The following is a 22,503-nucleotide window of genomic DNA, read 5'->3' on the forward strand; positions in this document are numbered from 1 at the left end:
AAAATGTAATACAATTAGTCTTTTGTATCTTCAGCAGTTTCTATTTCTTGTTCAAGCACTGCATCAGCTGCTTCTTTTGCTTCCGCTGCTTCTTTTTCTAATTGTTTCGCTGATTGTTGTTCTGCGAATTTTGTTAGGGCATCAACGGTGATCAAGTCATCATCATCATCGTCCATGTCACGCAATTCGATTTCTTCTTCTTCGATATCTAATACACGCATATCTAATCCCAGTGATTGTAATTCTTTTACCAATACGCGGAATGATTCCGGTACACCTGGTTTTGGAATTGGCTCACCTTTAACGATGGCTTCGTATGTTTTCACACGACCAACAACGTCATCAGATTTGTACGTTAAGATTTCTTGTAATGTGTAAGCAGCACCATATGCTTCCAGCGCCCATACTTCCATTTCCCCAAAACGTTGTCCACCAAATTGAGCTTTACCTCCAAGTGGTTGTTGAGTAACAAGTGAGTATGGTCCAATAGAACGAGCATGCAATTTATCGTCAACCATGTGGGCAAGTTTGATCATATACATAACACCTACAGAAATACGGTTATCGAAAGGTTCACCTGTACGTCCATCGTAAAGAACTGTTTTCGCATCACTAGCCATACCAGCTTCACGAACTGTTTCCCATACATCATCATCGTTGGCACCATCAAATACTGGTGTTGCAATGTGGATACCTAACTGACGAGCAGCCATACCCAAGTGCAATTCTAGTACTTGTCCGATATTCATACGTGATGGTACCCCTAATGGGTTCAACATGATATCGATTGGTGTTCCATCAGGTAAGAATGGCATATCTTCTTCCGGCATGATACGGGATACAACCCCTTTATTACCATGACGTCCGGCCATTTTATCACCTTCGTTGATTTTACGTTTTTGAACGATATATACACGAACTAGCATGTTTACACCTGGAGATAATTCGTCTCCAGCTTCACGAGTAAAGATTTTCACATCATGAACAATCCCACCGCCGCCATGAGGCACACGTAGAGAAGTATCACGAACTTCGCGGGCTTTTTCACCAAAGATTGCATGTAGTAAACGTTCTTCAGCAGATAACTCAGTTACCCCTTTAGGCGTTACTTTACCTACTAATAGGTCACCATCTTTAACTTCAGCACCAATACGGATAATTCCCATTTCGTCAAGATCTTTTAACGCATCTTCCCCGACGTTTGGAATTTCGCGAGTGATTTCTTCAGGTCCTAATTTTGTATCACGAGCTTCTGATTCGTATTCTTCAATATGAATAGAAGTATAGACATCATCTTTAACCAAACGACGGCTCATGATGATCGCATCCTCGTAGTTATAACCTTCCCAAGTCATAAATCCGACAAGTACGTTTTGTCCTAAAGCCATTTCTCCTTCTTCCATAGAAGGTCCATCTGCTAAGGTATCGCCTTTTTCAACTTTTTCGCCTAAAAGAACGATTGGACGTTGGTTGTAGCTTGTTCCTGAATTTGAACGACGGAATTTTGTTACCATATATTTATCTAACGCGCCATTGTCACGGCGAACACGTACTTCAGACGCATCCACATATTCAACGACACCATCGTGTTTACATAGTAAAGCGGCACCCGAGTCATGTGCTGATTTGTATTCCATACCAGTTCCCACAAGTGGTGAACGAGGTTGGATCAACGGTACTGCTTGACGCTGCATGTTGGCACCCATCAAGGCACGGTTGGAGTCATCGTTTTCCAAGAAAGGAATACATGCTGTCGCAACGGCAACTACCTGTTTAGGTGAAACATCCATGTAATCGACTCTATCGATAGTTACTTCAAGGTTTTCACTTTGTAGACGCGCCATTACTAATTCTTCAGCGAATGTGCCATCTTCATTTAAACGTGAGTTTGCTTGCGCTACGATATAGTGATCTTCCGTGTCAGCAGTTAAGTAATCTACTTGATCGGTTACTCGGCCAGTTGCACGGTCTACGCGACGATAAGGTGTTTCAATAAAACCAAATTTATTCACTTTGGCATAACTTGATAAACTATTGATTAGTCCGATATTTGGTCCCTCAGGTGTTTCAATCGGACACATACGGCCATAGTGGGAATAGTGAACGTCTCGAACTTCATAGCCGGCACGGTCACGAGTCAAACCACCAGGTCCTAAGGCAGATAGACGACGTTTGTGTGTCAATTCACCTAGAGGGTTTGTTTGATCCATGAACTGTGATAACTGAGAAGAACCAAAGAATTCTTTGATACTTGCAACAACTGGACGAATATTAATCAATTGCTGTGGTGTCAAGGTTTCAGTATCTTGGATAGACATTCTTTCACGAACCACACGTTCCATACGAGCTAAACCAATACGGAATTGATTTTGTAACAATTCACCGACTGAACGGATACGACGGTTTCCTAAGTGATCGATGTCATCTACGTTGCCGATATCTTCTTGTAAGTTAAAGAAATAACTCATTGAAGCTACGATATCTGCTGGACGAACTGTTTTCACACTTGTATCAGGGTAACCATTCCCAATAACGTTAACAAGACGTTCTGGATCTTTTGGAGAAAGCACTTTAATCACTTGAACGGTCATTGGTTCAGTAACTACTCCATCTTCGCTAGGATAATATGTTACGCTGTTCAAACCATTATCGATATGTTCGCCTAAGGTTTCCATTACTTGGTGTGTCAGCACTGTTCCTTTTTCAACAAGGATTTCTCCTGTTTCAGAATCGATCAATGTTTCTCCTAAAGTTAGGTTTAATAGACGAGTTTTTAAATCTAATTTTTTGTTGACTTTGTAACGACCAACATTTGCTAGATCATAGCGTTTTGGATCAAAGAAACGAGCATTCAGCAAGTTACGAGAACTATCTGCTGTTTTGGGTTCGCCTGGGCGAAGACGCTCATAAATATCTTTTAAGCCTTCCTCTGTACGAGAGTCGCTAGCATTTTTGTGTAAATCTTTTTCGATTGTGTTACGTAAGCTTAAAGATTCACCGAAAATTTCAAAAATTGTATCGTCAGAGCCAAAACCTAAAGCACGAACTAATACAGTTAATGGAATTTTACGTGTACGGTCAATACGTACATAAGAAATATCTTTGGCATCTGTTTCCATTTCCAACCATGCACCACGGTTAGGGATAACAGTTGAGCCAAAACCTTCTTTACCATTTTTATCTACTTTTCCATGGAAATAAACACCTGGTGAACGAACCAACTGAGAAACGATAACACGTTCTGCTCCGTTGATAATGAATGTTCCCATTTCAGTCATTAGAGGGAAATCACCGAAGAAAACTTCTTGTGATTTGATTTCTCCAGATTCACGGTTTGTCAATCGTAGAGTTACGTGTAACGGTGCAGAATAGTTTGCATCATGAGAGCGCGCTTCTTCTACCGTATACTTAGGTTCTTTTAATTCATAGTCCACAAATTCCAATGACAAATTCCCTTGGAAATCATCGATTGGTAAAATGTCTTCAAACATTTCTCTCAAGCCTTCATCTAAAAACCATTGGTAAGAGTCTGTTTGAATCTCGATCAAGTTGGGTAATTCCAACACTTCACTGATCCGGGCGAAACTTCTACGTTCGCGGTGTTTTCCGTATTTTACTACGTGTCCAGCCAAGCTCTTCACTCCTCTAATTAAAAGTCTATCAAAACACTAACCGAAAACATTTCATTAATATTACAAATATTAAATATTCGTAATATTGAGCATTTTTTGCAGTTTTTAGGCAAAAAAAAACCAAAAATAGAATGTGCTCTTGAAAATTTCTCGTGCGTTTCTACTTTTGTTTCCCTATTAAAAACCGGAACGGACAATATTTCGCTCCTGCTTCGTCATTTTTCAGATAGTTTTTGCATCTATACATTCTACTTCCTTCTATAGTAAAAGTCAAGGTATTTCCAGATTTTTCCATCTTGATGTATATCTCTTATTTACCAAAAAAAAGACACCCAATAAAAATTGAATGTCTCTTCATCTTTAGTTAATTAAGTTTGATTTACTTAACTGTTACATCACCAGTAACTGAAGCATCATTTTCTTCTAATTTAGCAGAAGTTTTGTATTCTTCTTTTTCAAACGTTACGTTACCTTCTACTTTAGCGCCATCTAAAACAAAGCCATTAGCTTTAACTAAGATGTCACCTTTAACTGTTCCGTGTACGATGTTGAAGTTTTCAGATTCAACAACTAATTCAGGAACTGTCATTGTGTATTCAGCAGTTACTTTACGATCTGAATCTTGTGAGTATAAAGCTAATTTTCTGTAGATATCGCCAGAAGATTCGCCTTTATCATGGAATTCACCCGCAACAGTTACATCTTTATCAAATGTTACGTCTGCTGTAGCTGCAATAATCCAGTTACCATCTTCTCCTAAAGCTTTTTCAAGAACTTCTGGTTTGTCGCTGATTGATGCTGAAGTTACAACATCTGTACTAGAGCTTGTTGAAGTTTCTTCTGTTTTGCTGCTTGATGATGAGCTGTCTTTTGAACTGCTGCTATCACTACTACATGCACCTAATGCCAACACTGCTACTGCTAAAGTTCCTACTGTAATTAATTTTTTTGAAATCATTTGAATCCCCCTAATAAAATATAATTATTAATTCAACTTAGATTTTACCATGAATACAGTAAAATGCATAAAAATATCCCCTTGCTTCTATTAATTTATTAAATACTTATAGTTTCCCCTATCTATTTTTAAATAAAATAACAGTTCAAATTTTCAGAATATTTTAAATAATTAGTTGACAAATTTCTACTTTTTCCTTTATACTGAACACAATTCAATTTGCGGAGGGATTTTTATGAACTGCTTAATCAACCCACAACTGAATCATTCTTACTTTAGCTATTTTAGATAGTTTTGTATTCATGCAAATCGTGGGTACAAACAGCAAAAACCTGTTTTTGTATCTATGATGGCTAGAGCATTTTGCACTGAACAAACAGCCACGTAGACATTCCTAAGTGGCGAGTGAAGAAGTGTTTACCATACGACTTTTATCAATCCATTTAGGCTCAAATGTCTAAATGGATTTTTTGTTTCATCAATTATATGACAAACGGAGGAATCAAGATGAAAAAAAGATTATTAGGACTAAGCATTCTATCAGCAGTAGCATTATTAACACTTGGCGCTTGCGGTAACGAAAAAAAAGCTGACGGCGAAAAAAATGACGATCACAAAACCATTGGCGTTTTACAACCAGTTGAGCACGGATCGCTTGATGCTGCTTTTGAAGGTTTCAAAGAAGGATTAGCAGATGAAGGATTTAAAGAAGGCGATAACCTAACTATTACTTACAGCAATGCCCAAAATGACCAAGCTCAATTAAAAAGTATGAGTGAAAAACTAGTCAGAGGAAAACCCGATTTATTATTGGGAATTGCAACACCTGCCGCTCAGTCATTATTAAACGAAACCACTAATATCCCGATTGTCGTCACAGCTGTTACTGATTTAGTTAGTGCAAAATTAGTCAAATCCGATGAAAAACCTGGCGGAAACGTAACTGGTACAACAGATATCGTACCAATCGAAGACCAAATTGCCTTATTATTAAGCATCGTTCCAGACGCTAAAACAGTAGGAATTATGTACAACGCAGGGGAAGCAAATTCCAAAATCCAAGCTGATTTAGCTGAAAAAGCATTGAAAGATGCTGGCGTTAAAGCAAAAGTTTTAACCGCTAATTCAACCAATGATGTTCAGCAAGTGACAACAAGCTTAGCTAAAGATGCGGATGCTATTTACATTCCAACCGATAATACCTTTGCTTCAGCAGCTGCTGTTATTGGCGAAGTTGCCAAAGAAAAGAAAATCCCCGTTATCGCAGGTTCCATCGAACAAGTTGAAGCAGGCGGTTTAGCAACAGTAGGGATTGATTATAAATCCCTAGGCAAACAAACTGGCGTAATGGCAGCGAAAATCTTAAAAGGTGAAGCAACTCCAGCAGATATGCCCGTTGAAAAAGCAAAAGACTTTGAGCTTTACGTAAACAAAGATATGGCTGAAGCCTTAGATATTGACCCAGATAGCATCAAAGCTCCTTAATTTTTTGATCGAACCACTTAGTATATGAGTAAACGGCTTGGCAAAAGCGATTATAAGCAAGTAAACTAATTACTTTTGCCTCAGCCTTTATACATAAAATTTTGTTGAAAGAAGTTGATTTAATTGATAGATATATTACTTTCCTCTACATCCCAAGGATTATTATGGTCATTATTAGCTATTGGAGTTTTCCTGACTTACCGAATTTTAGACATTGCAGATTTGACAACAGAAGGTAGTTTTCCTTTAGGTGGTGCAGTCGCCGCAGTTATCTTGGCAAAAGATCCTAGTACTTGGCCAGCACCGATCCAATCTTTGGTTTCCTTTCATTCATTAGCAACACCAATTTTCGCTATCATTATTGCTTTTATTGCAGGTATGTTAGCCGGTTTAGTTTCTGGCCTTTTACACACAAAATTAAAAATCCCGGCTTTATTGGCTGGTATTATTACAATGACTGGTCTATACAGTATTAACTCACGCATTATGGGTGCTCCAAATATTTCATTACTCGGTACCAATTCGATTTTTTCACCGGCTCAATCACTAGGTCTTAGCAGAGTAAACAGCACTATTTTAGTTGGACTGATTATCGTCATTCTAGCCATTGTACTTCTAGTCCTTTTCTTTAAAACTGAAATCGGGCTGGCAACACGAGCAACTGGCGACAATATTGATATGAGTGAAGCAAACGGTATTAAAACAGATAATATGAAGATCATTGGCTATATGCTTTCCAATGGTTGCATTGCTTTATCCGGCGCTTTATTAGTCCAAAATAATAATTTTGCCGATTTAAATTCAGGTATCGGAACAATTGTAATTGGACTTGCTTCGATTATTATTGCAGAAGTTTTATTCAAAAATAAATCTCTGGGTATTCGTTTAATTACTATCGTCATTGGTGCAATTCTTTACCGTTTCATTCTTGCTTGTGTCTTAGAATTACGTGTAGATCCGGCTGACTTGAAATTATTCTCAGCAATCATTTTAGTCATCTGCTTATCTTCACCATTAATTCAAAAAAAATTAGGCTTTTCTAAATTAGGAAAACGTAAAGGAGGTACTAACTAATGCAGCCAGTCTTAACAATCAAAAACCTACATCAATATTTTGAGCGCGGTACGATTAATGAAAATCATGTATTAAAAGGCATTGATTTAACAATTAATCAAGGAGAATTCATCACGATTATCGGCGGTAACGGCGCAGGAAAATCCACTTTGTTAAATAGTATCGCTGGAACTTTACCAATTGAACAAGGTCAAATTACTCTAAATAACAAAGACATCACCAAACAACGTGTTGTCGCTCGCTCAAAACAAATTAGCCGTGTTTTTCAAGATCCAAAAATGGGGACAGCGGTTAGATTAACTGTTGAAGAAAATATGGCTTTAGCAATGAAACGCGGGAAAAAACGTGGACTAGGAAATGGCGTACGTAAAGCAGACCGAGACTTTTTCAAAGAACAATTAGCTAGTTTAAATCTTGGCTTAGAAAATCGTCTAGGTGCAGAAATTGGTTTATTATCTGGCGGACAGCGCCAAGCGATCACGCTTTTGATGGCTACTTTGATTCGTCCTGAATTGATTTTACTAGACGAACATACTGCAGCACTCGACCCTAAAACATCTGCTACCGTTATGGAATTGACTGAAAAACTCATTCGGGAACAGAACTTAACTGCCTTTATGGTTACTCATAATATGGAAGATGCTATCCATTACGGCAATCGCTTAATTATGCTGCATCAAGGTCAAGTCGTTGTTGATGTACCTGCCGAACAGAAAAAAGATTTAACCGTTAACGAATTAATGGATTTATTCCATAAAAATAGTGGAACTGAATTAAAAGACGATCAGCTATTACTCGTCTAATGAAAAAAGAACCGTACTGCAATTTTCTGCAGTTGGTTCTTTTTCATTATCCACCAATCAAAAAGTCTAAAACATTCCAACCATCTGATGTCTGTCCACGGTACAATTCAGTAAAACCGCATTTTGAACAACTTACGGTTATGAATTTTTTATTTTGGACATCAAATAGCTTTGAGAAATTGCCTCCAGTTGCTTGGAATTGATCTGAGATATAATGTGTATTGCCACATTTATCACATACATACTGTTTTCTTTCCATGTTTACTTACTCCTTTATTATATGTGTACGGTACTTTTTGTTCCTACCACTTAAGTATAGCAAATTGTAGCTAAATTTCCTCAACCTCTAGATGGATATTTGCCTACGCTTTTCGACGGATTCTGGTTGCTCGTAACTGCTGCATCAGATACAATGAAAGTACGATTAAAGGAGCGAATATTATGTCGACAAAAAGCCAGGTTTTAACTTTATTAATGCAGCAAACTCCTGATTATATTTCAGGTGAAGATATGGGCCAGCAACTTTCTTTGTCTCGAACAGCGATTTGGAAAGCCATCAATGAATTAAAAAAAGAAGGTCACACTATTTCAAGTAGCCGAAACAAAGGTTATCGCTATGAAAAATCTGATGTTTTATCTGCTGAAGGCATTCGTTTAGCCTTAAACTCAGCAACACCTGAACTTTCAATTACTGTACTAGACGCTTCAGAATCTACTATGAAAGACGCTAAACTTGCCGCTATCAATAGTGAACCAGATAATACATTAATTGTTGCAGACCTCCAAGAAGCACCAAAAGGAAGATTTGGACGACCATTTTTCTCAAAAGCTGGCGGTGGTATTTACATGAGTATGCTATTACGACCTAATCAAAATTTTGAAGAAATGGCTCAATATACCTTGATTATGGCTGTTGCAGTTGCCCGTGCGATGGATAAATTTGCGAATGTTCAAACAGAAATTAAATGGGTGAATGATATTTATATAAACGGAAAAAAAGTCTGTGGTATTTTATCTGAAGCAATGAGTGATGTCGAATCCGGGCAAATTTCAAATGTTATTATCGGTATGGGCATTAATTTTTCTGTACAGGAGACAGACTTTCCAAAAGAGTTGAGAGAAAAAGCGACTTCCTTATTTTCTACCAGCAAGCCAACCATCACGCGTAATGAATTAATTGGCGACATCTGGAATCAATTTTACGCAATCCTGAAACAGCTTCCTAATCAAGAATTCCTAGAAGAATATCGGAAGAGATCTTTTGTTCTTGGAAAAACAGTTCAATTTTCACAAGCTGGACAGGATTATGAAGGAATAGCGACTGCTATTAATGACCGTGGTGAATTGGTTGTAGAATTACAAAATAACGTTGAGAAAGTCCTTTCTTCTGGAGAAATCAGCTTAAGTAAAATAGAATCATCAAAATAAATACACTTCCAAATACTTTCTTAAGTTTTTCTTAAGCAGGTAAGCATTTTTCTAGAAATCACTCACTTAACATTTCATTCATGTTACATTTATATTGCGAAATAATTCAAATGTTACAAAAGGAGAATGTTTATGAAAAAAATGGTTGTTTTATTGATGATGTTATTTTCACTGTTTCCTGTAGTAAGTTTTGCAGGAGAAGCTCCCACGAATTCTAAAGAACATGATATTTCTTTAGATACCACACAAAATATTGAAATGGCATCTAGCGCGATTAAGAATACCAGGCAAACTAGCTATCCAAATACAGGCGAAAAGAAAACTATTTACCTGTCAATTGCTGGAATTGCTGTGATTTTACTTATTTTGTTGTTATTGTTCATTCGAAGTAAAAAATAAGAGAAAAAGAAGGAAGTAGAATGTTGTTGGTCTCTACTTTCTTCTTTTTTTATTAAACTATGATGTATAAAATATGACCAACCTCAAAGATCTGTTTAAACATGCTATTTATTTTTTCTCTATAAAATTTTCTAGCGCCCTTTTCAAATTTTCAATATTTTCCGTTAGTATGTCTTTGTAGGGAACAACCAGACCTACCTTTTTTATAGCCTCATTAATATATATGCTATCCATTTGACTATACATAATTACATCCGCGGAAGGTAGCGTATTTTCGGTAATATCGTAACTGATAAATGTAACATCCCACTCTGGTAGTAACTCTAACTTAACTTTATCTTGAAATTTTTTTGACCGCTTCCAAAGCATACCAGACCCACTGGTTCTAATACTTCCTCCTCTTGCATTTACAGAATATATCCATATTACTTTTTTCATAGCTATAACTCCTTATAAAATATACTATTTTTCAGAATACATTTTGATATTATTAAATTTATCAATCCAATAGACCTAAAAAATTTTATATGATTTAGGATCGTTGAATTCTGACTATATTGTAACATTTTTACGACTATGAAATCTAATTTCTTTTTATCATTTTATTGAAAACTTACTTACAAACCATTTCTAATCTACATTTTCTTTTGTGTTAAATAAAAAAACAAAGCCGTAGAATCTTCATTCTAGCAGCTTTGCTTTTCTTCTCTATTCAAAAATAATCGTTACTAATAATCCCAGAAAATAACTTCCATTAAATGCAATCAAGTTTTTTATCGAATAACCAAAACTCTTCGGATGTGGTGATTCTGTTTTAAACAATTGTAGATTTTTCCACACAACAGGAAAAGATAAAAATACCAATAAAATCGGCCAACGATATACGCCAAATGGCAGACCAATCAATACTATTGCGTAACAAGCCAGCATTAATAATTGAAACAAGACTACTCCTTGCTTACGGCCGATATAATAAACTAACGTATACCGATGGTTTTCAATATCTGTATCTAAATCCCTCAAATTATTTGCTAGCATAATATTTGCAATCGTAAAGACCATCGGTAACGATGCCCAGATAATCGCTAGAACTGTCCATAGATTCCCCGTCAAGGCAAAACTACCTTTATCAAAATCTAACATCAAATAAAATGGACGATCTTCCAAAACATTCAAATAGATTGTCATTACAAAAATACCAAGACCCATTGTAAAGCCACTAAAAACTTCTCCTAACGGCATCCGTGACAATGGAATTGGACCAAATGTATAGAAAATCCCGATAAAGCAGCAAACACCGCCCATTACTAAAAATAGCCAACCTGTTTTAACTGTTAGAAAAATCCCAATCACTGCCGCAAAAATAATCATAGCAAAAATCATATTTCTAACTAATTTCGGAGCAACACCGGAACTACCGATAATGTTCTCTTCATATTTATAAACATCAGATTTTGCCTTTTTGAAATCCATATAATTATTAATAGCCGTTGTTGCCATATCAAACGTAATCATCCCTATAAAGAACAGCAGTGTATAACCTAATTGAAACTGCTGAAAATAAGCAAGTGAAAACAATACCCCTATCGCAAAAGGAAAGAGACTCGCTAACTTAGTCTGAATTTCTACCACTTGCAAAAACACTTTTAACGACATATCTGTTCTCCTTATTTCAAGTCTTGACGATCGCCCATTGTATAACCAGAATCTTTATCCAACTCAAAAACATCTGCAATGTCTTTGCTCACGTAGACTTTATCTTCTTTTGTCACAAAAATTACATCAACATCTTTCAAACCTTCAGCATATTCCAACCCTTTTTTCACACCCATCGCAAATACAGCAGTCGATAAACCATCACCATCGATTGATTTATTTGTAATAACTGTTACACCTGCAATATCGTTATCAAACGGATAACCTGTTTCTGGGTCAAATAAATGGTGATATGTCTGACCGTCAACTTCTAAATAACGTTCATAAATTCCTGAAGTAACTAAGGTCTTGTTGCTTTCTTTTACCGTTCCAATTACTGTATTACGTGCTTTATTTGGATCTTGGATTCCGACTGTCCAATCCATATCTTTTCCACGCGGACTATGGCCCAATACAAAAACATTTCCGCCTAAATCGACAATTGCAGTTGTTACGCCATTATCTTTTAAAACTTTGACTACTTCATCTGTGATGTAGCCTTTAGCAATCGCACCTAAATCCAATTCCATTCCTTTTTCTTCAAGGTAAACAGTTTGATCTTCATCATTTAAAATGACTTTATGATAATCAACTAATTTTAATGCCTGATCGATTTCTTCCTGGGAAGGTTTACGGGCATCATCAAAACCAATATGCCAAAGTTGGGTAATTGGACCAATCGCCATATCAAACCCGCCAGAAGAATCTTCGCTATATTCATAAGCACGTTTCAGCAATGGATAAATGTCATCAGAAACCTTCACTGGTTTAATACCAGCTTGTGCATTGACTTCATCAATTTCAGACCCTTTTTCATTTACAGTAATTTTATCCCCTAACTCCTTAACACGAGCAAATGCTTTTTCTAAAACATCTTCCTTGCCATCATCATAGATTCGGACTTGTACATAGGTTCCAAGTAAAGATTGTTGATCTGTATAAGGTTCTTTATTGATCTTCGCTGTCTCAGTTTTTGATGCTCCATTACATCCTGCCAACACGACTAAAAATAGTGCTGCTAATAGAATGGATAGTGTTTTTTTGTTTTTCATTTGCTTCCCTCTTTCTTATGTAGAAAAATCATCTTATTTATAGTAGCGCTTTTTTCTTTAGTTGGAAAGATATTTCTATTTTTTATTTATGTATTTTGTAAAAAAAGAAAGAACTTGTTCATAATTGAGATTCATGATGAAACATAATCTATTTAAACATAGCAGATAATTCACAGCAAAAAGCAGAACTCAGGAAAACACCTGAATTCTGCATGATATTACTTAACTTACACCGAGGAAGTTTTATTTTGTAACGATGTTGTCTACTACGATTTCTTTTGTATCGCCTTTTTCAGCAGCATTGATTAATTGTTCTGCATAGATTACGAATGAATGAGAGCTATGAGTTGCTCCTGTTACTACCTCAACATCGGCAGCAGAACCGTCTTCTTCGTTCATTGCTTTCACAAATTCATCATTTAATTCAGGAATATATGTTTCTGGGTTTGTACCAGATTTTTCTTTCATGCTTGTGTTGTATTCAGCATCTTCTGTTTTAGATTTACCTTCATCGTTTACGTTATCGTATTTAGACTCAGTTACTTTACCATCTTTAACAACGATTGAGAATGTTGTGTGGTAACCATTAGAGTTATTTTTTTCTTTCAATGAATATGTGCCATCTTTAAGTGGAGCACCATTGTCGATCTCGATTGTATCAGTATCACCAATTTGTGCCGCTTGGATCAATTGTTGTGCATAATTTTGGAATGACTCAGTAGAATGAGTTGCTCCTGTTACTACTTCAACACCGCTTGCGCTTTGTGCTTTAACGAAAGATTCGTTCAATTCAGGAATGAACTCAGCTGGTCCCACACCAGTTTTATCTTTCATATTTTTTTCGTAATCTTTATCTTCAGTTTTTGACTTGCCATCAGCATTGATGTTGTCATATTTAGATTCAGTAATTTTACCATCTTTAACAGTCATTTCAAACGTTGCACGGTAACCATTAGATTCATTTTTTTCTTCTAATTTATAAGTACCGTCTTGTAAATCTCCTCCAGCTACTTTTTCAGCTTCAGTAGAAGATTCTGCTGTTTTTGATGTTGCAGTACTTGATTCAGATGATTTGGCTGTATCTTTCTTGTCATCTGATCCGCACGCTGCCAAAACAAGAGTAGAAAGTGCAATAGCTGTGAATCCCTTTACAAAGTTGTTCATTTTCATTTTATTCACCTTTTCCTTTTCTTATACATTCACAATTTTAGTTTGTGATATAATTTACATTCTATAGAAAAATCTAATTATGTCAAATAAACTTGGGATGAAAAATAAAATTTTATCGTTTTTTCATGATCTTTTAATAAAAAAAATTTTATTTCCTATATTTAAGAATTGTTATTAGACAAAACCCACAAATCGCTATATAATGGATTCGATTGTGTAATTATTATCAATTTTTATTTTATTTTCTTAAGGAGCGGATTATCAATGACAAAGCAAAGAATTGTCGTTGTGGGAGCTGGGTATGCTGGCGTTTCAGCAACTAAATTTTTAGCAAAAAAATTAAAAAAAGACTCTGACGTTGAGATTACTCTAATTGATCGTCATTCTTACCACACCATGATGACTGAGTTGCATGAAGTAGCTGGGGGACGTGTTGAACCAGATGCGATCCAATATGATCTACAACGTTTATTTGCACGTAAAAAGAACGTTAAACTTGTGACTGATACTGTAACTGGTATCGACAAAGACAAGAAAATCGTTCAAACAAAATTAGGTTCATACGAATTTGATCAATTGATCATCGGTATGGGCGGTGAACCAAATGATTTTGGTACACCAGGCGTAAAAGAACATGGATTTACACTTTGGTCTTTCGAGAACTCTGTAAGAATCCGCGAACACATTTTAGCAACTGTTGAAAAAGCAGCGATTGAGCCAGATCCTGAAGTTCGCAAAGCGATGTTAACATTTGTTGTCTGCGGTTCTGGATTTACTGGTATTGAAATGATCGGTGAATTAATCGATTGGAAAGATCGTCTTGCGAAAGAATTCAAACTTGACCCTAATGAATTTACATTAATGGTTGTTGAAGCAATGCCGACAATCTTAAACATGTTATCACGTAATGATGCAGCTAAAGCAGAACGTTACTTAGCGAAGAAAAACGTTCAATTACTTCTTAATGCGCCAATCGTTGAAGTAGCTGCCGATCATATTAAACTTAAAGACGGTTCTGAAGTACCAACGCATACATTAATTTGGACTGCTGGTGTTAAAGCAACTTCTGATGCTGCCGACTTTGGTTTAGAATCAGCTCGTGGAAATCGTTTAATTGCAAACGAATATATGCAAGCTAAAGGCTATGAAGACAAAAATATCTACATCGTTGGTGACTTGGTTTATTATGAAGAATTTCCTAACACACCAACACCGCAAATCGTTCAGGCTGCTGAACAAACTGGTCACACAGCTGCTGCAAATATCGTTGCTGATATCAAAGGCGGAGAAAAACACAAATTCAAAGGAAATTATCAAGGTTTCATGGTTTCTGTTGGTGCTAAATGGGGCGTGGCGAACTTATTTGATAAGATTCACCTTAGCGGTTTCTTAGCGATTATTATGAAACACATCGTTAACTTGAAATACTTCTTTGATATTCGTTCAGGTTATTATATGTTCCAATACATTATGCATGAGTTTTTCCATGTGAAAGATGATCGTAATGTAACTCGCGGACATTCTTCTCGTTACGGTAACGTTTTATGGAGCGTACCTCTACGTGTATTCTACGGAACAGTCTGGTTAGTAGAATCAATGAAAAAAATTGTCGGAAATGGCGATTATTTAAAACCAAGTACTTGGTTTGGTGAGGGTTCTTGGTTTACGGACAAAGTCGTTTTCCCTTTCCCTTGGTTACAAGAACAAGTAACAACTGGTGCATCTGCAGCTGCTGAAACGACAACTGCAGCAAGTGGTGCAACTGATGGTGCTGCTGATGCGGCAACTCAAGCAGCTCACTTTGGTTTAAGCTATGCATACGGTGAAGAACCTATGCAAGTCTTCGATCATATGCCAAAATGGTTTGAAAGCGTAATGAAATTCATGATGCCAAACCAAGATGTTGCATTGTTTATGCAAAAATTCATGACAATCGTTGAAGTTTTAATTGCGTTAGCATTAATCGCTGGGTTGTTCACTTGGTTAAGTAGTGCAGCAACAATTGGTTTAACTGTTGCCTTCTGTTTATCAGGAATGTTCTACTGGGTAAATATCTGGTTTATCTTTGTCGCATTTGCGTTAATGAATGGTTCTGGACGCGCTATCGGTTTAGACCGCTGGGTAATCCCTTGGTTACAACGTACACTAGGTAAGTGGTGGTACGGTACACCAAAATCCAGATACGGCAGTAAATAGTAGTAATTAACATTTAAATATGTAGCGGGACAGAAGCAGCTCCTCAAAGAAGATCATTTCTTCTTGGTTCCAAGAGCTATAAGCTTCTGTCCTTAGCTTTATTTTACGATTATGATAAAATAAACAAAACTAAAACAATAAAGGAGAGGAAAGTGTTGACAATTAAAGATTTTTTTCAAAAAAGTTTCATTCGTCCTTGGGATATTGCCATTATTTTACTTTTAATTCTCAGTTCTTTCTTGCCCCTTGTTGTTTTTAGCATGAATCAAACCCAAAGTGATAATGTCAAAAATCAGGCGATTCTTAAAGTTGATGGAGAAGTAATCAAAGTCTTTGATTTAATTGAAGATGGACCTACATATACATACAAATATGAAGATTCTGATGGTGATTATAATATAATTGAGGTAAGCGGAGATCGAATTCGTATGCTGGAATCAAACTGTGGTGACCAAGTCTGCGTACAACGAGGCTGGATCTCTAAATCTGGACAAACTCCGATTGCTTGCCTACCACATAATTTATTCATCACAGTTCAAGCATCTGACGGGAGTGAGGATGGCAGTTTAATTTACTAGATACTGCCGATAGATTATGACAAAATTACAAAAAAATATCTACATTTCCATGCTAGTTGCACAAGGTGTGATTATCGGTTTAATTGAAAATATGATTCCTTATCCTTTTGCTTTTGCTCCTGGAGCAAAGCTAGGTTTAGCCAATTTAATTACGATTATTGCTATTTTTACGATGAGAAAAAGAGATAGTTTCTTCTTAGTTTGTTTGCGATTGATTTTGACAACGTTGTTAGGCGGAACCATTTCAACCTTCTTTTATAGTGCCAGTGGTGCATTACTGAGTTATTTAGGCATGCTTTTAATTATGCAATTAGGACCTAAACGTGTCAGTATTATTGGAATTAGTGCAGCTGGTGGTTTTTTGCATAACGTTGGACAACTTTTGACAACTTGTTTCTTTGCCCAATCATGGAGTCCGATGTTGTACCTGCCGTTTTTATCTCTTTTCGGTATACTATCAGGGATTGCTATTGGAATAGCGGCAAACTACTTATTGCGGCACGTACAAACACTGCGCCAGTTCCAGCTAAACTATGAACAAACAACCAAACATAAATGGAGTCAAGACTTCCAATAACCAATTGATTTTAGTGAGTACACCAAAGGAGTCATTTTATGAATATTCATCCCATGTGGAAAAATTATCCCGAACTAGCGAAAGAATTAAATAGCACGCTCCAACTAATGGATAAAAGTGTTAATTTAAAAAATAAAGATGTTGAAAATGCCGTTATGTCCATGATTCATTCCGGCGGTAAATTATTGCGCCCTGCTTATCAACTGCTATTTTCACAATTTGGCGAAAATAGAGATCCAAAAAAAGCTGTCGCTTTAGCTGCTGCCATTGAGTTATTACATACAGCTACTTTAATTCATGATGATATTGTTGATGATGCAGATATACGAAGAAGCCTTCCAACTATTCGTTCTCAATTCGGCAATAGCACTGCCGTTTACGCTGGCGATTACTTATTTGTCAGCTGTTTTAAACTGCTGGCTGATTACTCTTCATCATTAAAAAGTATCCAGCTAAATTCTCGAAGTATGGAAAAAATTTTAAGTGGTGAATTAGGGCAAATGGATAATCGCTATAATCTTACTATGACCATTGACCAATATCTTGAAAATATTTCCGGAAAAACAGCTGAACTTTTTTCACTAAGTTGTTTTATTGGAGCATACGAGAGCGGTGCTTCTGAACGTTTTGCCAAAAACTGTGGACAAATCGGTGAACATATCGGTATTGCTTTTCAGATTATTGATGATGTTTTAGACTATACTCAAAGTCCTGAACAAATCGGAAAACCCGTACTGGAAGATGTCCGTCAAGGTGTTTATTCATTACCACTCTTATACGCTTTAGAAGATGGTCGTGACACTTTGTTACCCTATCTAGAAAAAGGAGCGACACTAACAGACAGCGAAACTAACAAAATCTATGAATATGTTCATACTTTCGATGGGGTTGCCAAAGCTCAAAAACTTGCCGAAAAATATACAAAGAAAGCATTGAAAGGCATTGAGAAATTACCCGAAACACCTTCCAATGCGAAAAAAGAACTTTTAGCGATTACGCAAGCAATTCTTGCACGAACGAATTAAATTTGAGCCAGTGGGTTATCAACCTATTGGCTTTTTTGCTGCCACCACCTTACAGTTTCTTTTGAACCTGCTTTTGTAGGAAAACTTACTACTTTTTTTCTCCCATCTTTCAAGATAAATTTCACTCGATAATAGGTACCCGCTCTATGGTAATTGGTCGTTCCATAATTTTTGCAAGACAAAAGTTCATCTCGATCAATCAGAATATCTGGTAACAGAAGGATAAAATGTTCACTAAATTGTGGTTGCCAATGCCATTTAATTTCCTTATCATCAATTTCCCGATCCAACAAAACTTTCAATTCTTGCTGTTTCTCTTTTGAACTAGTCTCAAGATACTTATTGATTTTATAACGAGTCATAATAAGTTGTGGGAAAACGAACATTCCATATGAAAACAACGGTAGTGAGAATATTAAACTAAAATATATTGCTATATTTTTCAATGTGGCATTGGGTAATTCACATCTATTAAATATTGCAACAATAAGAATAACTATTGCCGATAAAACTACAATTACTATACTGAGAATAACAATTTTTTTACTGGATTTTTTTGCATAACTAGTTAAACATTTCATAATTTACTCCTAATATGTAAACTGCTGCTTCAAAATATCGACTTACATAAAAAATGAGATGAAGCTAAAAAATAGTTTCACCTCATTCATTTTCCTATCTCATTGTCACAAACTCTTCTGAACCTGTCGGATGGATTGCTACAGTATTATCAAAGTCTTTCTTGGTTGCGCCCATCTTGATCGCTACAGCAAATCCTTGCAGCATTTCATCAACGCCTAGCCCAATCCCGTGAAGACCGACAATCTTTTCTTCAGCTCCGGCACAAACTAGTTTCATATCACATTTTTGACGATATTCACCTAAAGCAAAATACATTGGAGTAAATGTTGATTGATAAATTTTGATATTTTCTTGACCATATTGTTCAATTGCTGCTGCTTCAGTTAAACCAACCGTTGCAATTGGCGGATGAGTAAAGACCACAGTTGGAATTGTATTGTAATCCAAATGTTCGTCCGTTTTTCCATTAAACAATCGCTCAGATAAACGTCTTCCAGCTGCAATAGCAACTGGTGTCAAATCAATTTTCCCAATCACATCACCTACTGAATAAATCCCATTTTGAGTTGTATTTTGGAACTTATCTACTTTGATATAGCCTTTATCCGTTAAATCAACGTTAGTGTTTTCCAAGCCTAAAGAATCTGTGTTAGGTTGACGGCCTGTTCCGAAAATCACACAATCTGCGTTAATTTCTAAGCCATTTTCAAAGGTAATTATAAAATCACCAGATGCTTGCTTTTCGATTTTTTGAGGTACAGAATTTGGATGGATGTACATACCATCTTGTTCATAATGTTCCACCACTTTTTGCGAGAGCATTTCATCAAAATCACGTAGTGGACGTTCTTTTCTAAAAGCCCAGTGCGTTTGCGCACCCATGCCTAAAACTGTACCAGCTAATTCTGCTGCGATATATCCAGCGCCTACAAATACCACTCGTTTCGGCAACTCTTCTAATTCAAAAAAACCATTTGAATCTAGCGCATATTCTTCTCCTGGGATTCCTAATTTCTTTGGACGTCCTCCTGTAGCAATCAAAATATGAGGTGCTGTATAAGTTTCATTGCCAGCTTTGACTGTCTTTTCATCTACAAACGTTGCATATTCAGCTAAAACCTCAACTTTATTACTATCTAAACCACGATGATATGCAGCATGTAAATTATCAATATACGCTTCTCGATGCTGAACCAATTTTTTAAAATCAAAGGATTTAACTTCCACGTCTAAACCGTAACCTTGGGTATCTCGATTAATCATTTCCATTAATGAGCTAGCTTGCCACATTACTTTTTTAGGTACACAACCGACATTTACACATGTTCCGCCGATATCTCCTGCTTCGATCAGCAGCACCTTAGCGCCATGCATTCCTGCACGATTTGCTGAAGCAATTCCACCACTGCCGCCACCGATTACAATATAATCATACTGTTTTGCCATCTGTTGAATCCTCCTTGAACTTAACTCTGTAATTAAAGAGGCTGGGACAGAAGTGCTAAACCTCGAGAAATAAGAAGGAATTCACGAAAATTGTTCTTCAAATTTTTGTGAATTTCAGCTTATTTCCGAAGATGTTGCTTCTGATCTCGCCGTTTATTCGGGTGCAATGTGTGGAGCAAAACTGATCTTTAGTTTTGTCCCATACTCTTAATCATTGTTATTTACTTCTTTTTACGAATCATATCACCAATAGCTACTGGCTGATTGACAGGCATCGTTAAAATCATCATTGGATTTGGCGCCCGATCAATTGATTCGCCATCTTCATTATACATAACTTCAACCGTTTGATGGAAGTGATTGAACCCAGGACCGTAAAATTCAATTTCATCCTCTACGCTAAAGTGGTTTCTTTGACGGATTGTTGCGACTTTTGTCTCTGAATCATAAGCCATGACTTCTCCAATAAATTTATATTGAGGAATTTTACGACGTTCTCCAAACAATTGCTCTTCATCAGTTGGTACATGATAGTAAAAACCAGTTGAAAGTTCACGTTGTGCCACTTTCCATAACTCATCAATCCATTCTTGTTTGCACTCATAGTTTTCTGGATCCTCCATATAGGTATCCACAGCTTTTTTATAAACATTAGCTACCGTAGAAACATAATGAATTGACTTCATGCGTCCTTCAATTTTAAAACTATCTACACCATTTTGAATTAATTCAGGAATATGCTGAATCATTGCCATGTCAACCGCACTCATAGAAAATTCTTCTTCTACTTCACCTTTATTCGTCAAACTCGTACGCTCTGCACCAAAAGGCATATCATACAATTCATATTTCCAGCGACAAGATTGTGAACAACCGCCACGATTGGCATCACGCATCGACATATGGTTGGAAAGTGTACATCTGCCAGAATAAGAAATACACATTGCTCCATGGATAAAGGCTTCGATTTCGACATCTGTATTTTTACGGATTTCCGCCACTTCTTCCATAGAAACTTCTCGGGCTAAAACCACACGCTCAAGACCTTCATTTTTCCAAAACTCTAACGTTTCATAATTGGTCGCCGAAGCTTGGGTAGATAAATGGATCGGTAAGCCCGGTGCTTCCGATGCACAAATTTCAATCAAAGCTGGATCAGAAACAATTACCGCTGAAATACCGACATCACGGATTTCTCTGAAAAATTCTCCTGCTCCTTCTTGATTTCCTTCATGAGTGACCATATTTGCTGCAACATAGACTTTCGCGCCATGTTCTTTAGCAAATGCTACCCCTTCAATCATATCTTCTTTTGTGAAGTTTCCTGCGCGGCTACGTAAGCCGTAAGCATTTCCGCCAATATAAACAGCGTCAGCGCCGTAATGAATCGCAGTTTTTAGTTTTTCCAGCGTCCCGGCAGGTGCTAAAACCTCGGGACGCTTCAGTGTTCGTTCGTTTGTCATTTGTTTTTTTCTCCTTACTTTATCTCATCTGGGTCTAAATCAAAGAAGCCTATATCTAAGCCGCGGTTTGCTGGATGTAAAGCTTCAATTTCAATAATTGCCTTTTGAGCTTCATCATCTGACCAGCTTCCGCTTTCGATCTTTTCTTTTGCAGTAACAAATTGTTTTGCTACTTCTACAAAATTTTCTCCTGGTGCGTAGATGCCATCCAGTTTCCATTTGGTATATTGATATTCATAGAGTTTATCCACTTCACCGATTAAGTTAACATCATTATCTGCAAAAATATGTGTGCCATGGCTGTCTTCATAAATAGAATAATGTGTTTCTTCTTTTTTAGGTTCTGATATAAACAAGCCGCGTTCTTTACTTGCTGATTCATCGTTTTTGGTAAAATTATAGTAGTTTTGCAATAACGGCCGTTTAGATTGATGTATGCAAGTTGCTCCATAAACAAGTACTTCGGCAGGAACCATTAAATTTTCCGCCATAGCTTTCATTTCTTCAAAAGGCACTTCTCGGGCTAACACAGCACCAACTGATCCTCGTTTTGCCCAAAAGTTGATTTGACGAGAGCTTGTAACTAAGGTTTCTCCATCATAAATATAAGGAATATCAATTCCATCGCGCTGCATAACAAAAACAACTCCGGGATCTCCTACCGTCAATTGATCTACCTTAATTTCTTTTAAAAACGTTAAATATTCTGGAACTTTTTCCATTTTTTCTGGATGCATAATTGCATTTACAGCCACGATGACTTTTTTTCCAGCTGCATGAGCTTTTTCAGTGATTGCTTTTTGTTCTTCTCGAGAAAATGATGTGGGCAAACGTAAGCCAAATGCCTCTTCTCCAATATATAATGTATCCACTCCTACTGCTAATAATGCTTCGGCTTGTTCAAGCGATTCAGCAGTTGCAATAAGTTCAATCATTTTGT

General features: G+C 36.7%; 20 protein-coding genes. 9 read left to right on the forward strand and 11 right to left on the reverse strand.

The features are described 5' to 3' along the window. Positions 1-14 precede the first annotated feature (14 nt). Both rpoB and C240_RS10655 read right to left on the reverse strand, forming a co-directional pair. The gene (rpoB, locus tag C240_RS10650; protein WP_271495385.1) at positions 15-3,632 is read right to left on the reverse strand and encodes a DNA-directed RNA polymerase subunit beta; all 3,618 of its coding nucleotides are present in this window, start codon (positions 3,630-3,632) and stop codon (positions 15-17) included. A 379-nt stretch (positions 3,633-4,011) separates the two neighbouring features. Continuing rightward, positions 4,012-4,590, reverse strand: a complete 579-nt coding sequence (locus C240_RS10655; protein WP_271495387.1) for a polymer-forming cytoskeletal protein — start codon at positions 4,588-4,590, stop codon at positions 4,012-4,014. A gap of 507 nt (positions 4,591-5,097) precedes the next feature. Between C240_RS10655 and C240_RS10660 the strand changes: the two genes are divergently transcribed. From C240_RS10660 to C240_RS10670, 3 genes are all read left to right on the forward strand, one after another. Next, complete coding sequence (locus tag C240_RS10660) at positions 5,098-6,075, forward strand: ABC transporter substrate-binding protein (RefSeq protein ID WP_271495390.1); 978 nt, start codon at positions 5,098-5,100, stop codon at positions 6,073-6,075. A 123-nt stretch (positions 6,076-6,198) separates the two neighbouring features. Continuing rightward, positions 6,199-7,149 (forward strand): ABC transporter permease, encoded by a 951-nt coding sequence (locus C240_RS10665; RefSeq protein WP_271495392.1) that lies wholly within the window; start codon positions 6,199-6,201, stop codon positions 7,147-7,149. Beyond that, positions 7,149-7,952, forward strand: a complete 804-nt coding sequence (locus tag C240_RS10670; protein ID WP_271495394.1) for an ABC transporter ATP-binding protein — start codon at positions 7,149-7,151, stop codon at positions 7,950-7,952. The genes C240_RS10665 and C240_RS10670 overlap by 1 nt, the downstream gene beginning before the upstream one ends. 46 nt (positions 7,953-7,998) lie before the next feature. Here the strand turns inward: C240_RS10670 and C240_RS10675 are convergent, their stop codons facing one another. Then, positions 7,999-8,211 carry a zinc ribbon domain-containing protein gene (locus C240_RS10675; protein ID WP_271495397.1) on the reverse strand — a complete coding sequence of 71 codons (213 nt, stop codon included), beginning with the start codon at positions 8,209-8,211 and terminating at the stop codon, positions 7,999-8,001. Positions 8,212-8,393: 182 nt separating this feature from the next. Here C240_RS10675 and birA point away from each other — a divergent pair, with 182 nt between their 5' ends. Then, positions 8,394-9,380: a bifunctional biotin--[acetyl-CoA-carboxylase] ligase/biotin operon repressor BirA gene (birA, locus tag C240_RS10680; RefSeq protein ID WP_271495399.1), complete on the forward strand. Its 987-nt coding sequence runs from the start codon at positions 8,394-8,396 to the stop codon at positions 9,378-9,380. A 132-nt stretch (positions 9,381-9,512) separates the two neighbouring features. Then, on the forward strand, positions 9,513-9,779 hold the full coding sequence (locus C240_RS10685; RefSeq protein ID WP_271495402.1) for an LPXTG cell wall anchor domain-containing protein: 267 nt from the start codon (positions 9,513-9,515) through the stop codon (positions 9,777-9,779). A 108-nt stretch (positions 9,780-9,887) separates the two neighbouring features. On the opposite strand, the gene C240_RS10690 is transcribed toward C240_RS10685, so the two are convergent. From C240_RS10690 to pplA, 4 genes are all read right to left on the reverse strand, one after another. Further along, positions 9,888-10,217 (reverse strand): hypothetical protein, encoded by a 330-nt coding sequence (locus C240_RS10690; RefSeq protein ID WP_271495405.1) that lies wholly within the window; start codon positions 10,215-10,217, stop codon positions 9,888-9,890. A 270-nt stretch (positions 10,218-10,487) separates the two neighbouring features. Next, a complete protein-coding gene (gene menA, locus C240_RS10695) occupies positions 10,488-11,435 on the reverse strand; it encodes a 1,4-dihydroxy-2-naphthoate polyprenyltransferase (protein ID WP_271495408.1) in 948 nt (315 codons plus the stop codon). An 11-nt stretch (positions 11,436-11,446) separates the two neighbouring features. Continuing rightward, complete coding sequence (locus tag C240_RS10700) at positions 11,447-12,526, reverse strand: FAD:protein FMN transferase (RefSeq protein WP_271495411.1); 1,080 nt, start codon at positions 12,524-12,526, stop codon at positions 11,447-11,449. Between the two features lie 243 nt (positions 12,527-12,769). Further along, positions 12,770-13,696: an extracellular electron transfer flavoprotein PplA gene (gene pplA, locus C240_RS10705; protein ID WP_271495414.1), complete on the reverse strand. Its 927-nt coding sequence runs from the start codon at positions 13,694-13,696 to the stop codon at positions 12,770-12,772. Positions 13,697-13,960: 264 nt separating this feature from the next. Between pplA and C240_RS10710 the strand changes: the two genes are divergently transcribed. From C240_RS10710 to C240_RS10725, 4 genes are all read left to right on the forward strand, one after another. Beyond that, the gene (locus tag C240_RS10710; RefSeq protein WP_271495417.1) at positions 13,961-15,892 is read left to right on the forward strand and encodes an NAD(P)/FAD-dependent oxidoreductase; all 1,932 of its coding nucleotides are present in this window, start codon (positions 13,961-13,963) and stop codon (positions 15,890-15,892) included. Positions 15,893-16,047: 155 nt separating this feature from the next. Continuing rightward, positions 16,048-16,470: a NusG domain II-containing protein gene (locus C240_RS10715; RefSeq protein WP_271495419.1), complete on the forward strand. Its 423-nt coding sequence runs from the start codon at positions 16,048-16,050 to the stop codon at positions 16,468-16,470. Positions 16,471-16,486: 16 nt separating this feature from the next. Continuing rightward, positions 16,487-17,047, forward strand: coding sequence for a Gx transporter family protein (locus C240_RS10720; protein ID WP_271495422.1), 561 nt, complete (start codon positions 16,487-16,489; stop codon positions 17,045-17,047). Between the two features lie 38 nt (positions 17,048-17,085). After that, positions 17,086-18,072 carry a polyprenyl synthetase family protein gene (locus C240_RS10725; RefSeq protein WP_271495425.1) on the forward strand — a complete coding sequence of 329 codons (987 nt, stop codon included), beginning with the start codon at positions 17,086-17,088 and terminating at the stop codon, positions 18,070-18,072. A gap of 23 nt (positions 18,073-18,095) precedes the next feature. Here C240_RS10725 and C240_RS10730 read toward each other — a convergent pair whose 3' ends face one another. The 4 genes from C240_RS10730 to C240_RS10745 all read right to left on the reverse strand — a co-directional run bounded on the left by C240_RS10730 (position 18,096) and on the right by C240_RS10745 (position 22,498). Beyond that, positions 18,096-18,653, reverse strand: a complete 558-nt coding sequence (locus tag C240_RS10730) for a hypothetical protein (RefSeq protein WP_271495428.1) — start codon at positions 18,651-18,653, stop codon at positions 18,096-18,098. Between the two features lie 94 nt (positions 18,654-18,747). After that, positions 18,748-20,100 carry a glutathione-disulfide reductase gene (gene gor, locus C240_RS10735; RefSeq protein WP_271495431.1) on the reverse strand — a complete coding sequence of 451 codons (1,353 nt, stop codon included), beginning with the start codon at positions 20,098-20,100 and terminating at the stop codon, positions 18,748-18,750. 221 nt (positions 20,101-20,321) lie between these two features. After that, the gene (locus tag C240_RS10740) at positions 20,322-21,563 is read right to left on the reverse strand and encodes a peptidase U32 family protein (RefSeq protein ID WP_271495434.1); all 1,242 of its coding nucleotides are present in this window, start codon (positions 21,561-21,563) and stop codon (positions 20,322-20,324) included. A 14-nt stretch (positions 21,564-21,577) separates the two neighbouring features. Continuing rightward, positions 21,578-22,498: a peptidase U32 family protein gene (locus C240_RS10745; protein WP_271495437.1), complete on the reverse strand. Its 921-nt coding sequence runs from the start codon at positions 22,496-22,498 to the stop codon at positions 21,578-21,580. Positions 22,499-22,503 lie beyond the last annotated feature (5 nt).

The sequence above is a fragment of the Enterococcus sp. 5H genome (assembly GCF_028128615.1).
Taxonomy (GTDB): domain Bacteria; phylum Bacillota; class Bacilli; order Lactobacillales; family Enterococcaceae; genus Enterococcus_L.